This window comes from Streptomyces sp. SID12501 (assembly GCF_010550245.1).
Lineage (GTDB): Bacteria > Actinomycetota > Actinomycetes > Streptomycetales > Streptomycetaceae > Streptomyces.
In genome coordinates this window covers 1-13,919 of record NZ_JAAGLU010000080.1, presented here as the reverse complement: position 1 = coordinate 13,919, position 13,919 = coordinate 1, and the positions used below count along the sequence as shown (strand labels likewise).

Here is a 13,919-nt window from a genome sequence, read left to right as displayed (position 1 = left end):
CGAGGGCCGCACCGCGGAGGTGGCCGCGCTCCGGGACCGGCTGCGCACCCTCCTGCCCGCCGCGCTCGTCCCGGCCGTCGTCGAGGTCGTCGCCGCCCTGCCGCTCACCCCCCACGGCAAACGCGACCGGGCCGCCGTCGTGGCCCGCGAGGCGACCGGCGCGGGCGCGGCACCGTACGCGGCCCCGCGCACCGCCACCGAACGGCGGCTCGCCGCTGTCTGGGCCGAGGTGCTCGGCCTCGAACGGGTCGGCGTCGACGACGACTTCCGCGAACTGGGCGGCGACTCGCTGCTCGTGCCGCCGCTGCTGGTCGCCGCCCGCCGCGCGGGTCTCGCTCTCGACCTGACCACCGCCCTGCGCCACCACACCGTCGCGCGGCTCGCCGCCGCCCTGGACCACTCCGCAACCAGCTAGGGAAGGCTGATCCCATGGACGTCCCCCGGGACGTGCGCCACGCGCGCCACCTCATCTCCGTCGACGACCTCACCGACCACGAACTGCACCGCGTCGTCGAACGCGGCGCCGCGTTCTCCGCCGGCCTCGCCGACCCCGTCCGCCCGCTGGACGGCCTGGTCACCGGGGTCTACTTCGCCAAGACCTCCACCCGCACCCGGACCGCCTTCTCCTCCGGCGCGCTGCGCCTGGGCGCCTCCCTCGTCTCCTACGGGCCCGGCGACCTCCAGCTCAACACCGGCGAGACCACCGAGGACACCGGCCGGGTGCTGTCCGGCATGCTCGACGTGCTGGTGGCCCGCACCGCGGGACCGGAAGAGGAACTGCGCGGCTGGGCGAGCCAGCATCGGATGGCCGTCGTCAACGCCATGAGCGCCCAGGAGCACCCCACCCAGGCGCTGACCGACCTGACCACCCTGCTCCGGCACTTCGGCCGCATCGACGGCCTGCGCGTCCTCTACGCCGGAGAGGGCAACAACACCGCGGCGGCCCTCGCCCTGGCCCTCAGCCGCTACCCCGGCGTCCACCTCGACCTGCGCACCCCGCCCGGCTACGGGCTCACCGCGTCCGTCGCCGCGCGGGCCGCGGCCCACGCCGTCCGCAGCGGCGCCCGGATCACCGAGCGGCACGACATGGCCGCCCTCGCGGGGGCGTACGACGTCATCTACACCAGCCGCTGGCAGACCACCGGCACCAGCAAGCCGGACGCGGACTGGCGGGAGATCTTCGCGCCGTTCCAGGTCGGCCCGTGGCTGTGGGACGGCTCGCCCCGCGCCGTCTTCATGCACGACCTGCCGGCCCACCGCGGCGAGGAGGTCACGGCGGACGTCCTGGACGGCCCGGCGAGCATCGCCTTCGCGCAGGCCACCAACAAGATGCACAGCGCCATGGCGGTCCTGGAGCACGTGCGCGCCCCGCTGACGGCCCGGGTGCCCGAGATCGCTGCCGCCCGATGAGCGGCACCACGCGTCCGGCCACGGACCCCTCGGAAGTGCCGTGGCTGATGGCGGAGGAGACGCGCGAAGGGAGCGGGAGCAGAGTGGGTACGGACACCGGGGCGCCCGAGCCGACACCAGGGCCCGCACCGGAGCCGGCGACCGCCGAGTCCGCGCCCCAGCACCTGCCCCTGCGCCGCAACCGGGACTTCACCCTGCTGTGGGGCGGCGCCGGGCTGTCACTGCTGGCCGGGCGGGCGACCGCCGTGGCGTATCCGCTGACCGTGCTGTGGGCCACCGGATCGCCGGGGGACGCCGGACTGGTCGGCACCGCGCTGCTGCTGCCCATGCTGCTGATGCAGCTGCCGGGCGGGGTGCTCGTCGACCGCTACGACCGGCGGCGCATCATGATCGGCGCCGGGCTCGGCCAGGTACTGATCGCCGTCGTGGTGACCGGGCTGCTGCTCAGCGGACGCATCTGGCTGTGGGCGCTGCTGGTCGCCGCGTTCACCGAGGGTGCCCTCGGCGTGCTGCACCAGCTCGCCGAACGGGCCGCTGTGCCGTCCGTCGTCCCCCGCGAACAGCTGCCCGCCGCGCTCACCGGCAACGAGGCCCGCACCCGCGGCGCCGCCATCGCCGGACAGCCGCTCGGCAGCGGACTCGTCGCGCTCGGCGCCTCGCTGCCCTACGCGGCCGCCGCCGTCAGCCAACTGGCCTCCGTCATCTGCCTGTTCGGAGTGAGGGGAGAGCTCCAGCAGAAACGCACCGGACCGCCGGCCCGGCTCGGCACCGAGATCCGCGAGGGCCTGGTGTGGATGTGGCGCCAGCCCTTCCTGCGGGCCGTGATGACCGCCGTAGCCGTCACCAACGTCCTCTTCCAGGGCCTCAACCTGGCCGTGATGGTGGGCATCCAGGAACGGCACGGCACCCCCTTCGAGGTCGGCCTGGTGCTCTCGCTCAGCGGCGTCGGCGGGCTCGTCGGCGCGATCACCGGAGGTTGGTGGAGCACCCGGTTCCCGCTGCGCACCCTGGTCCTGGGCGGACTGCTCGCCTGGACCGCCTTCATGGTCCCGGTCGCCGCCGCCCTGAACACCCCCGTCCTGCTCGGCGCCCTGTTCGCGGCGAGCGGCTACGTCGGCGGCGTCTTCAACGTCGCCGGCGGGGTCCTCCTCGTCCGGGCCGCGCCGGACCAACTGCGCGGTCGTGCCAACTCCCTGGCCAACCTGGTGGGTTCGGGCGCCATGGCGGCCGGGCCGGTCGCCGCCGGCTTCCTCCTGGAGTCCACGGACGCGCTGCGCACCGCCCTCGCCCTCAGCGCCGTCATGGCGCTCACGGCACTGGTGGCGCTGGCCTCGCCCGGCCTGCGCGAGGCGCCGTTCCCCGAGCCGGGTGACACCCCCGCCGACGGCCCCGGGAACACCTCTCGAAAGCGTCCCTGAAACCGCCCGGACACCGGCCCTGACCTGCCAGCTTCCGGTATAGGTCGCCGATAGGGCCGTACGCGAGAGTCGTAGCACCGAACAGCTGGGCCACCGGCCCGCAAACCCGTCCGACACACCCCGTGCATCCGCCCCCTTTGTCAGGAGAACGCGCATGACGCTCAACACCCTGGACCGGAGAAGTGCCCTGCGGGCCGCCCTCGGCGTCGCCGGAGCAACCGCCGCGGCGTCTCTCCTCGGTGCCACGCCCGCCGAGGCCCACGGCCGCCGCCACCCCTCCCTGCCGGAGGTCCCCGGCATGGTCGGCGACCGCTGGGCGAACGAGTTCTGGTACGAGTACGACGAGATGTCGTACTACACCCCGTCCCAGGAGATGAAGGACGCGGTCGGCGCCATCATCACCCCCTTCGGCGGCTTCACCAAGACGTACGACGCGTGGGTCGCGACCCGCACGAGCGGCCGCTACCCGCGCAGCTTCCTCGAGTTGATCCAGCCCAACAAGGCCGCCTTCGAGGTCCTCTCCCGCGAGCAGATCAAGGTCTACGACCGGTTCTACGGCAACGACCCGCAGGGGCTGGTACTCGCCTTCCAGGAGTACGGCCAGGGCACCCTGTTCGACCCGCGCCGCCCGGTCGGCCAGAAGGTCCACATGATGAACTACACGCCGCCGTCGCCCACCCACGCCTACCACCGCTGGCACCCATTCCTGGCCGGCTTCGCGCTCCTGGGCATCGAACGTCGCTACTGGACCCACATCAACCGCCTCGCCGGCACCGCCTGGGAGCTCCAGTCGCTGGCCCAGCCGATCACGGACCGCCCGGACAACCCGCACCTGCCGCGGCACACCGTCCGGCACATCACCGCCAAGTGGCTGTGCCGCGACCGCCAGGAACTCGACACGGCCTTCGACGCGTCGCCCTTCCCGGCCGACCTCGGTAAGTAACCGCCCGTACCGCTCGCATCACCCGCACCGCCCGTGTGCGCGGGCCGGGGCGTCCCCGGCAGCCACCGGCACCATCCGGCCCGGCACCACCTCAGCCCAGGAGGCAGGCTCACCATGCAGGACACTGCCCGATCCCACGGAGACCCCCGTTCCCTCGGCGACTCCCCGCGCGTCGGAGTCTGGCTGGTCGGCGCCCGCGGTTCGGTCGCGACCACCGCCGTCGTCGGGGCGGCCGCCATCGCGGCCGGCCTCGCCTCCGCCACCGGCTGCGTCACCGAGTCCCCGGACTTCACCGCGGCCGCGGACTCCATCCCCGCCCTCGCCGACCTCGTCTTCGGCGGCCACGACGTCGTCGACGTGCCGCTGACGGCGAGGGCCGGCGAGCTGGCCGACGCGGGCGTGCTGCCCGGCGCCCTGGCCGCGGCGGTGCGCCCCGCCCTGGAGGCCGCCGAGCGGGAGATCCGCGACGGCTCCCCGCGCGCCGGGGAACCCCAGTACACCGCCGCCCGGCGGTTCGCCGCCGACATCACCGACTTCCGCACCCGCAACGGCCTGGATCAGGTCGTCGTCGTCAACGTCTCCTCCACCGAGCCGCTGCCCGAGCCCGACCCCGCCTTCCTCACCCTCGCCGACCTCGACAAGGCCCTCGCCGCCAGCACCGGCCTGCTGCCGCCCAGCTCCCTGTACGCCTACGCCGCCTTCCACGCCGGCTGCGCCTACGTCAACTTCACCCCCTCCGCCGGTGCCGCGCTGCCCGCCCTGGAGGAACTCGCCCGGCTGCGCGGGGTCCCGCACGCGGGCCGCGACGGCAAGACCGGCGAGACGCTGGTCAAGAGCGCCCTGGCGCCGATGTTCACGCAGCGCGCGCTCCGGCTGCGCTCCTGGTCCGGTACCAACCTGCTCGGCGGCGGCGACGGAGCCACCCTGGCCGACCCCGCCGCCGCGCGCAGCAAGACCGAGTCCAAGCAGCGCGCCCTGGAGGAGACCGTCGGACACGCCGTCGAAGGCGTCGTGCACATCGACAACGTGCCGGAACTGGGGGAGTGGAAGACCGCCTGGGACCACATCACCTTCGAGGGGTTCCTCGGCGTGCGCATGACCCTCCAGTTCACCTGGCAGGGCTGCGACTCGGCGCTGGCGGCGCCGCTCGTCCTCGACCTGGTCCGGCTCGCCGCGCTGGCCCGCCGCCGCGGGGAGAGCGGGGCGCTGCCCGCGCTCGGCTTCTTCTTCAAGGACCCGGCGGCCTCCTCGGAGCACAACCTGACCCTGCAGTACGGAGCACTGACCGAGTGGGCGGCCATTTCCGCCGAGCCCGCGCGCCGGTCCGAGGTGGCGCGATGATCACCGCGACCGCTGCGCCGCCAGCCGCCGAGGCTTCCGGCGCCTCGGCACCCCGGCAGCCGGGTTCCCGCCGTCTTACCCCGCGTGACCTGACCCGCGGCGTCCGCGACACGCTCACGGCGTGCCGCGCGGCGGCCCGGGCGGCGTCGACGGCGTTCCGGACGGCGTGGGAGACCCCCTCCGGTCCACCCCGCCCCCGGTACGACACCGGGTACCGGCCCCGTTCCGTCGCGGTCCGGCGTCACGCCACGGCGGTCGCCGAGCTGGTACGGGCGCCCGCCGCGCTCACCGTCCCGGGTGACGTACTGGCCGGTGCGCTCAGCGCCGGCCGCCCGGCGGGCGGCCGGACCCTGCTCCTCGCCGCCTCCTCCGTCAGCCTGTACTGGGCCGGCATGGCTCTCAACGACTGGGCCGACCGCGAGGAGGACGCCCGCGAACGCCCCGAACGCCCGGTGCCGTCCGGGCGGATCAGTGCCGGGGCCGCCCTGGGCATCGCCGGCGGGCTCACCGCCGCGGGCCTCGGCCTGGGCGCGCTCGCCGGTGGCCGCCGCGTCCTGCTGCGCCGGACCCTGCCGCTCGCGGCCACCGTGTGGGCGTACGACCTCGGCCTGAAGCACACCCCACTGGGACCCGTCGCGATGGCGGCGGCCCGTGCCCTCGACGTGCTGCACGGGACCGGCCCCACGCCGGCCGGTCCCGCGCTGCGCGCCGCGGCCACGGTCGGCGCCCACACCTGGGCACTGACACGCCTCAGCCGCCACGAGGTGAACGGCACGGCGGGCCGCGAGCCCCTGTTGTCCCTGGCGGCGACGGCGGCGGTGACCCTGGCGGCGACGGCCGGCATATTACGAGCCCCCGAGCGTCAGCGCCCCAACACCGCGTCCGCCGCGGCGCGGCAGGCATCGAGCGGCCCGCCGGACACCACGTTGGCCGGGGCGCGTCACCTCCTCCTCGGCTCCGCCGCGCGGTCGGGCCCCGGCATCGGAACCGACGCGCCACGGCCGCCCGGCCGCTCCATCGCCGTGACCGTCCTGACCGCCACCGTCTACGCGGTCACCTGCGCCCGCGCCCAGTGCGCCGCCCTGCGCGACCCGGACGCCGCGCGGACCCGGGCCGCCGTAGGCGCCGGCATCCACGCCCTCCTGCCCCTCCAGGCCGCCCTCGTCTCCCGCACCGGCTCTCCGAAGCTCGCCGCCCTGCTCGCCGCGGTCCTCCCTCAGGCAGCCCGCCTCGCCAGGAAGGTGTCCCCGACGTGACAGCCCACCAGGGCCCCGAGCCCGGCACCCACCCGCCACAGGCGGAACCCCGCGTGACCGCGGCCGACCCCGACCCGGCTGTCACTGATGCCGACGTGGCAGCGACCGACGCCCGCCCGGGCACGCCCGACGCCGATCCGGTCGCACCCGACGCTGCCTCGGGCGCGGCAGAAACCGCCCCGGCAGTGGCCGACACCGTCCCGGCTGTGGCTGACGCCCGCCCGGGCACGTCTGATGCTGATCCGGTCGCACCCGACGCTGCCCCGGGCGCGGCAGAAACCGTCCCGACTGTGGCTGACGCCCGCCCGGGCACGTCTGATGCTGATCCGGTCGCGACCGACGCCGTCCCGGCAGTGACCGACGCCAGTCCGGCAACTGACTTTGCTCGTCCGGCTGTTGCCGATCCTGGCCCGGCTGCGGCCGTCAAAGGCCCGGCTGTCGCCGACTTTCGTCCGGCTCCCGCCGATACCCGCCCGGCAACCGACGACGCTCGTCCGGCTCCCGCCTATCCCCGCCCGGCTGCGGCCGTCCAAGGCCCGGCTGTCGCCGATCCCCGCCTGGCAGGGGCCGATTCCCGCCCGGCGGGAGCCGACCCCCGTCCGGCTCCCGCCGACCCGCACCCGGCGCAAGCGGAGCGCCTCCGCTTCGCCTACGGCACCAACGGCTTCGCCGATCACCGGCTCACCGACGCCCTCGCGGTCCTCGCCGACCTCGGGTACGACGGGGTCTCGCTCACCCTCGACCACCAGCACCTCGACCCGTACGCTCCTGGCCTGGCGGCCCGCGTCCGGGACGCCGGGCGGGCGATCCGGCGGGCCGGACTGGCCGTGGTCGTGGAGACCGGGGCGCGCTATCTGCTCGACCCGATGCGCAAGCACCGGCCGACGCTGCTGAGCGCCGAGCCCGAGGGGCGGGCCGCCCGGCAGGAGCTGCTGCGGCGCGCGATTGTCATCGGGGCCGAACTGGGCGCCGAGGCCGTGCACTTCTGGAGTGGCACGCCCGACCCCGGCACCACCCGGGACGAGGCGTGGCGGCGGCTGGAGGAGGGCTGTACGACGGCCCTTGCCGACGCCGAGCGGGCCGGGGTCCGGCTCGCGTTCGAGCCCGAGCCGGGCATGCTCGTCGCCGACCTGGCCGGGTACCGCAGGCTGTTGCGGGCGCTGGGCACACCGGACCGGCTGGGGCTGACCCTGGACATCGGGCACTGCCGGTGCCTGGAGCCGTACCCGGTGCGGCGGTGCGTCGAGCTGGCCGCCGACCGGCTGGCCCACGTACAGATCGAGGACATGCGGCGGGGTGTGCACGAGCACCTGCCGTTCGGGGCGGGCGAGATCGACTTCCCGCCGGTCCTCGACGCGCTGCGCGCGGCCGGCTACTGCGGCCTGGTCTCCGTGGAGCTGCCCCGGCACAGCCATGCCGCGACGGCGACGGCCCGCCACAGCATCGAGTTCCTGCGCGCCGCGGCGGCCCGTCCCGCCGTACCCGCGCCCCGCATGCCCCGTGCGCCCGCACGTCTCTCGAAGGAGGTCACACCGACATGACCGCACCCACACTGACGCAGGCGCCCGAGGCCGTCCATGATGCCCTGACCGTGCGCACGCTGAGGGAGTCCCTGCTGTCCGTCCTCTCCCCGGACCAGCGGAACCGTTTCGTCCGGGACACCGCCGCCGTTGCCGAACAGGGCGCCACCGCCCTGGACACCCGCTTCCCCGCGGCCGGCCGGTACTACGGACGCGGCCCGCTGCCCGGCTGGGCCGACTGGAGCGTGGAGGACGGCATCCGTACCGTCCTGATGCTGCGGCTGCCGGCGCAGGGCGGCGATCTGGCCGCGGAGGCGGCCGCCCGGTACGGCGGCGGCGACGCCGCCGAACGCCGGGGCGTCCTGCGCGCCTTGCCGTTCCTGCGCATCGGCGCCGCCGGGCTGACGATCACCGACGACGCGCTGCGCACCAACGACACCCGGCTGATCTCGGCCGCGCTCGGCCCGTACGCGCGCGTCCACCTGGACCAGTACCGCTGGCGCCAGGCAGTACTGAAGTGCCTGTTCACCGGTATCCCGCTGCACCGGGTCGCCGGGCTGCACGAGCGCCGTGACGTCGAACTCGCCCGCATGGCGCAGGGGTTCGCCGCCGAACGGCGGGCCGCCGGCCGGACCGTACCGGCCGACCTGTGGCTCGTCGCGACGCAGGAAGCCGCGTACGTCATCGCGGACCAAGCCCCGCACGACGCCTGACCTCACCCACCCCGAGCGGAAGCCACGGCCATGCGCATCTTCGATCCCCACATCCACATGACGTCCCGTACGACGGACGACTACAAGGCGATGCACGCCGCGGGCGTCCGGGCTCTGGTGGAGCCCGCGTTCTGGCTCGGCCAGCCCCGCACCCACCCGGCGAGCTTCACCGACTACTTCGACTCGCTGCTGGGCTGGGAGCCCTACCGGGCCGCCCAGTTCGGCATCCGCCACTACTGCACGATCGGCCTGAACCCCAAGGAGGCCAACGACCCGCGCTGCCTGCCGGTCCTCGACCTGCTGCCGCGCTACCTCGCCAAGGACGGCGTCGTCGCGGTCGGCGAGATCGGCTACGACACCGTCACCGACGCCGAGGAACTCGCCTTCGCCCGGCAGCTGGAACTCGCCGCGGAGCACGGCCTGCCCGCCCTGGTGCACACCCCGCACCGCGACAAGGAGGGCGGCACCCGGCGTTCCCTGGACGTGGTCCGCGCCTCCGGCATCGACCCGGCCCTGGTCGTCCTGGACCACCTCAACGAGATCACCGTCGGCGAGGTCGCCGACAGCGGCTGCTGGATGGGCTTCTCCATCTACCCCGACACCAAGATGACCGCCGAGCGCATGGTCGCCGTCCTGAAACGGTTCGGCACCGAGCGCGTGCTCGTCAACTCGGCGGCCGACTGGGGCCACAGCGACCCGCTGCTGACGCGCGCCACCGCCGACGCGATGCTCGCCGCCGGCTTCGACGAGGACGACGTGGACCGGGTCCTGTGGCGCAACCCCGTCACCTTCTACGGGCAGTCGGGCCGACTGGACCTCGACGGATACAACGACACCCAGGCCGCCGGCCTGTTCGCGGGCAACTCCGTCGCCCGCGGTGGGAGCTGAGGACCCCTCATGCGCTTTCGACACCCTGACGGCACCACCGTCCACCTGGCGTACTGCACCAACGTGCATCCCGCCGAGACCCTCGACGGCATCGTCGGCCAGCTCGCCGCGTACGCCGAACCGGTGCGCGTCGCCGCCGGCGCCCGGCTGATCGGCATCGGCCTGTGGCTACCCGCCGAGACGGCCGGCGCGCTCGCCGCCGACCCGGCCGGCGTGGCCCGGCTGCGCCGCGAGCTGAGCACCCGCGGCCTGGAGACGGTCACCCTCAACGGCTTTCCCTACCGTGGCTTCCACGCTCCCGTCGTCAAACGGGCCGTGTACTACCCGGACTGGTCGGAACCGGCCCGCCTGGAGTACACCCTGAACCTGGCCCGGGTGCTCGCCGGACTGCTGCCCGACGGCATCTCGCGCGGCTCGATCTCCACTCTGCCGCTGGCCTGGCGCACCGTATGGACCTCGGCCCAGCGCACCACAGCGGCTCGGCAACTGGACGCGCTCGCAGAGGGGTTGAAGCAGATTGCCGCCGACACCGGCAAGACCGTACGGGTCGGCATCGAACCGGAGCCCGGCTGTGTGGCGGAGACCACCGAGCAGGCCGTCGAAGCGCTGGCCGGCACCGACCCGCAGTGGATCGGCGTCTGCCTCGACGCCTGCCACCTCGCCGTCGCCCACGAGGAACCGGCCGCCGCGCTGGCCCGACTGAGCGAGGCGGGCATCCCGGTGGTCAAGCTCCAGGCGTCCACCGCGCTGGAGGTCCCCGACCCTGCGGAGAGCTCCGTACGCGAGATGCTGGCGCCCTTCGCGGAGCGGCGGTTCCTGCACCAGACCAGGGAGGCGGGCCCGGACGGGGCGCTGCTGGCCTGCGACGACCTGGGGGCCGCGCTCGCCGGCGCGCTGCCGGGCCGGGCGCCCTGGCGCATCCACTACCACGTGCCCCTGCACGAGGAGCCCCCGCCACCGCTGGCCAGCACCCGCGAGGTGCTGCGCGCGACCCTGCGGACGCTGTTCGCGGGGGAGCGGGCGGTCACCGACCACGTCGAGGTGGAGACCTACACCTGGTCCGTGCTGCCCGGCCACCACGACGACGCCCTCGTGACCGGACTGGCCGCCGAGATGACGTGGATGCGCAGCGAGCTGCTGGCCCTGGGTCTCACGCAGGTGACGTCGTGACCGGCGACCGGACGGGCCGGCAGGTCGCCGTACTGTGCACGGTCGGCCTGACCCGGCGGCTGCTCGATGAGATGCCGCACGTGCGCTCGGTCGGCGAACAGGGCTTCACCGCCCGCCTGGACACCGTCTTCCCGGCCGTCACCGCGACCGTGCAGGCCACCTTGACCACGGGATCGCTGCCGCGCGAGCACGGGGCGGTGGCCAACGGCTGGTACCACCGCGACCAGGGCGAGGTCATGATGTGGCGCCAGCACAACGGGCTGGTGCACGGCGAGAAGGTCTGGCAGGCGGCCCGCCGCCGCGACCCGGAGCACTCCACCGCCTACCTGTGCTGGTGGTGGGCGATGGGCGCCGACGTCGACACCGTCCTCACCCCCCGCCCCGTCTACCATCACGACGGCCGCAAGTCCCCGGACTGCTACACCGTCCCGGCCTCCCTGCGCGACGAACTCACGGTCGCACAGGGCGACTTCCCGCTCTTCCAGTACTGGGGCCCGACCGCGTCGATCGCCTCCACCCGCTGGATCGCGGGCGCCGCCCGGTATGTCATCGACCGCCGGCGCCCCGACCTCACCTTCATCTACGTCCCGCACCTCGACTACGACCTCCAGAGGTACGGCCCCGACAGCCCGCAGGCCGTCCGCGCCGCCCGGGAGACCGACGCGGCCCTCGCCCCGCTCCTCGCCGACCTGCGGGAGCGCGGCACGACGGTGGTCGCGCTGAGCGAGTACGGCATCACCGCGGTGAGCCGGCCCGTCGACATCAACCGCGCCCTGCGCCGCGAGGGACTGCTCTCGGTCCACACCCAGCGCGGCATGGAGTACCTCGACCCGCACACATCGCGGGCGTTCGCCGTCGCCGACCACCAGGCCGCGCACGTCTACGTCGCCGACCCCGCCGACGTTCCGCGGGTGCGGGACGTGCTGAAGGCACTGGACGGTGTCGACGAGATCTGGGACCGCACCCAGCAGGCCGACCACGGCATCGACCACCCCAACTCCGGGGAGCTGGTGGCGGTCTCGGAACCGGACGCCTGGTTCACCTACTACTACTGGCTCGACGACGCCCGCGCACCCGACTTCGCGCGCGGCGTCGACATCCACCGCAAGCCGGGCTACGACCCCGCCGAGCTCTTCTTCGACCCGTCGATCCCGGCGGTGAAGGCGAAGGCGGCACTGACCGTGCTGCGGAAGAAGGCCGGGATGCGCGCACCGCTGACCGTGGTGCCGCTCGATCCCGGCCTGGTCAGGGGCAGCCATGGACGGCTGCCCTCGGACGACCGGGACGGGCCGCTGCTGCTGTGCTCCGACCCGGTCCAGGAACGGGACCGCTACCACGCCACCGAGGTGAAGGAACTCCTCCTGCGCCTCAACGGACTGGCCTGAGACCGGCCGTGACGAGAAGAGAGGAGGAGGAATGGCATCGCTACCGACCCAGGCCGCCGCGCACATCGATCACGCGGCGGACATCAGTGACGTGTACGTGCCGGAGACAGCACGCACGGCGGTGGCCCGGCTCGAGGGGAACGGTGCGGCACACGTGTGGTGGTGGCCGCTGGACGAGGCCGTGGACCCGGTCGACTTCGCGCTGCTGGACGAGGGGGAACGGGCTCGTGCCCGCCGCTTCCACGCGGCGCGGGACGCGGCGGCGTTCACGACCACCCGGGCCGGCGCGCGCCGGGCGGTGGCGGAACTGCTGGGTGTGGCCCCGCAGTCCGTCCGCTTCGGCCGGCGCATCTGCCCGGGCTGCGGCGACGCCGAACACGGTCCGCCCGCGGTCGTCCGGCCGCCGGTCGCGCTCGCGGTCAGCCTGTCCCGCACCACGGGCTGCGGTGTGCTGGCGGTCCGGGCGGGCGACTGGGTGGGCGTCGATGTGGAGGCGTACCGCACGGTGGAGTCCGAGGCACTGGCGGAACTGGTCCTGACGCCGAACGAACGCGAACAGGTCCTGTCCTTCGCCGAGGGCCCGGAGCGCACCAGAACCTTCCACCGGGCCTGGACCCGGAAGGAGGCGGTCGTCAAGGCGGTCGGCCTGGGCCTGATGGGCATGCCGCTGAACACCCTGGACGTGAACCCGTCCACGGACGGCCCGCTGACCGTGCGTCACGTGCACCGCGACCGCGCCACGACCTGGCACGTCGAGGACCTGCACCTGCCGGGTCCCTGGTCGGCCTCCCTGTCCCGCCCGTCCGCCGGCCCGCTGGGCCCGATCCACGTCCATCCGCCCGCCTGACCCCCGTATCGACCCGTCGGTACGGGACCGGCCCGGGGAGCGTCCCCCGGCTCCCGGGGCACCGCGGTTCCCGGCCCCCGGCCCTCCCCGGCGGAGGCCGGGAACCATCCCGGTCGGAATACCCCGTGAGGGAGAGACGATGACCCGCACCACCGGCACCGGCAGCCCGGTCCTGACCCCGCTCCCCGAACCCCCGCCGGCCCGCAAGAGCCCCCCGCACACCCCGCTCCCCGGCGCCGCCCTGATCGGCGGCGGACTCGCCGCGGCCGGCACCGCCCTGTTGACCGGCGTGCTCGCCGCGGGCGCCCTGCGCGACTTCCTGGACCGAATGGCCGGCGTCATCGCCCTGGTCGCCCTGTCCGCGGCCGTCATGCTCGGCCTGGCCACCGCCCTGCGCGGACTGCTGCCGCCCCCGGTCCGCTCGCACGCGCAGCGCCTGCACCGCGTGGCCGGCGCGGTGGGCGTCGGCGCGCTGCTGACCCACATCGGTGTGAAGGTGGCGGGCGGCCGGGTGGATGCCGCGACCGCCGTGCTCGGCTGGGGCAGCGGCGACGCCCTGGTCGGCCTGGGCACCCTCGCCTGCCATCTCTTCCTGCTCGCCCTCGCCACGGGCATCTGGCGCGGCATCTTCGCGTCACGCCACTGGGTCCGCCCGTTCCGCATCCTCCACGGAGCCTCCTACGCCGCCTGGGCCGCCGCCATGATCCACGGCCTCACAGCAGGCCGCCCCCCGGCCCCCTGGGTCATAGCCGCCTACACGACAAGCGCCGCAGCGGTAACAGCAACCCTGATCCTCCGCCGGGCCCGATCCCGCACCTGACAGGAACGCAGCCGACCCCGACAACGGCGCCCCACCGGTCCGGCCGAAGGCCGTCACCGGCGAGGCGCCGCAGCCGGTCCGCGTAGCGGCCGCCCCGGCAGCCCGGACCGTGCCGGCGTCCGTGCCCCGGCCGCGGTCACCGGTCAGGCGTACTGCGCGGGTCGCGGGGCCGGATCGCGTACGCCGCGGGCGGTACGGCGTACGCGGT

13 protein-coding genes are annotated in these 13,919 nt (G+C 74.6%); all 13 read left to right on the top strand.

The features are described 5' to 3' along the window. Positions 1 to 415 (top strand): phosphopantetheine-binding protein (locus G3I71_RS44125; RefSeq protein WP_164324399.1); only part of this gene is annotated, 415 nt, incomplete at its 5' end. Between the two features lie 14 nt (positions 416 to 429). Next, positions 430 to 1,410, top strand: a complete 981-nt coding sequence (locus G3I71_RS44120; protein WP_164324396.1) for an ornithine carbamoyltransferase — start codon at positions 430 to 432, stop codon at positions 1,408 to 1,410. Further along, positions 1,407 to 2,828 (top strand): MFS transporter, encoded by a 1,422-nt coding sequence (locus G3I71_RS44115; RefSeq protein ID WP_164324395.1) that lies wholly within the window; start codon positions 1,407 to 1,409, stop codon positions 2,826 to 2,828. The genes G3I71_RS44120 and G3I71_RS44115 overlap by 4 nt, the downstream gene beginning before the upstream one ends. 154 nt (positions 2,829 to 2,982) lie before the next feature. After that, entirely contained in the window at positions 2,983 to 3,771 is a 789-nt protein-coding gene (locus tag G3I71_RS44110) for a Tat pathway signal sequence domain protein (protein WP_164324393.1), read from the top strand. Positions 3,772 to 3,885: 114 nt separating this feature from the next. Then, positions 3,886 to 5,112, top strand: a complete 1,227-nt coding sequence (locus G3I71_RS44105) for an inositol-3-phosphate synthase (RefSeq protein ID WP_164324391.1) — start codon at positions 3,886 to 3,888, stop codon at positions 5,110 to 5,112. 263 nt (positions 5,113 to 5,375) lie between these two features. Further along, complete coding sequence (locus G3I71_RS44100) at positions 5,376 to 6,368, top strand: SCO3242 family prenyltransferase (protein ID WP_239149730.1); 993 nt, start codon at positions 5,376 to 5,378, stop codon at positions 6,366 to 6,368. A gap of 557 nt (positions 6,369 to 6,925) precedes the next feature. Beyond that, on the top strand, positions 6,926 to 7,909 hold the full coding sequence (locus G3I71_RS44095) for a sugar phosphate isomerase/epimerase (protein WP_164324403.1): 984 nt from the start codon (positions 6,926 to 6,928) through the stop codon (positions 7,907 to 7,909). Beyond that, complete coding sequence (locus G3I71_RS44090) at positions 7,906 to 8,601, top strand: EboA domain-containing protein (RefSeq protein ID WP_164324387.1); 696 nt, start codon at positions 7,906 to 7,908, stop codon at positions 8,599 to 8,601. Before G3I71_RS44095 ends, G3I71_RS44090 begins: the two co-directional genes overlap by 4 nt. A 30-nt stretch (positions 8,602 to 8,631) precedes the next feature. Next, entirely contained in the window at positions 8,632 to 9,489 is an 858-nt protein-coding gene (locus G3I71_RS44085) for a TatD family hydrolase (RefSeq protein WP_164324385.1), read from the top strand. Positions 9,490 to 9,498: 9 nt separating this feature from the next. Then, positions 9,499 to 10,659 (top strand): metabolite traffic protein EboE, encoded by a 1,161-nt coding sequence (eboE, locus tag G3I71_RS44080; RefSeq protein WP_164324383.1) that lies wholly within the window; start codon positions 9,499 to 9,501, stop codon positions 10,657 to 10,659. Next, positions 10,656 to 12,044: a nucleotide pyrophosphatase/phosphodiesterase family protein gene (locus G3I71_RS44075; RefSeq protein WP_164324381.1), complete on the top strand. Its 1,389-nt coding sequence runs from the start codon at positions 10,656 to 10,658 to the stop codon at positions 12,042 to 12,044. The genes eboE and G3I71_RS44075 overlap by 4 nt, the downstream gene beginning before the upstream one ends. 31 nt (positions 12,045 to 12,075) lie before the next feature. Then, a complete protein-coding gene (locus G3I71_RS44070) occupies positions 12,076 to 12,891 on the top strand; it encodes a 4'-phosphopantetheinyl transferase superfamily protein (protein WP_164324378.1) in 816 nt (271 codons plus the stop codon). A gap of 139 nt (positions 12,892 to 13,030) precedes the next feature. After that, positions 13,031 to 13,711, top strand: coding sequence for a hypothetical protein (locus G3I71_RS44065; protein ID WP_164324376.1), 681 nt, complete (start codon positions 13,031 to 13,033; stop codon positions 13,709 to 13,711). Positions 13,712 to 13,919: the final 208 nt, after the last annotated feature.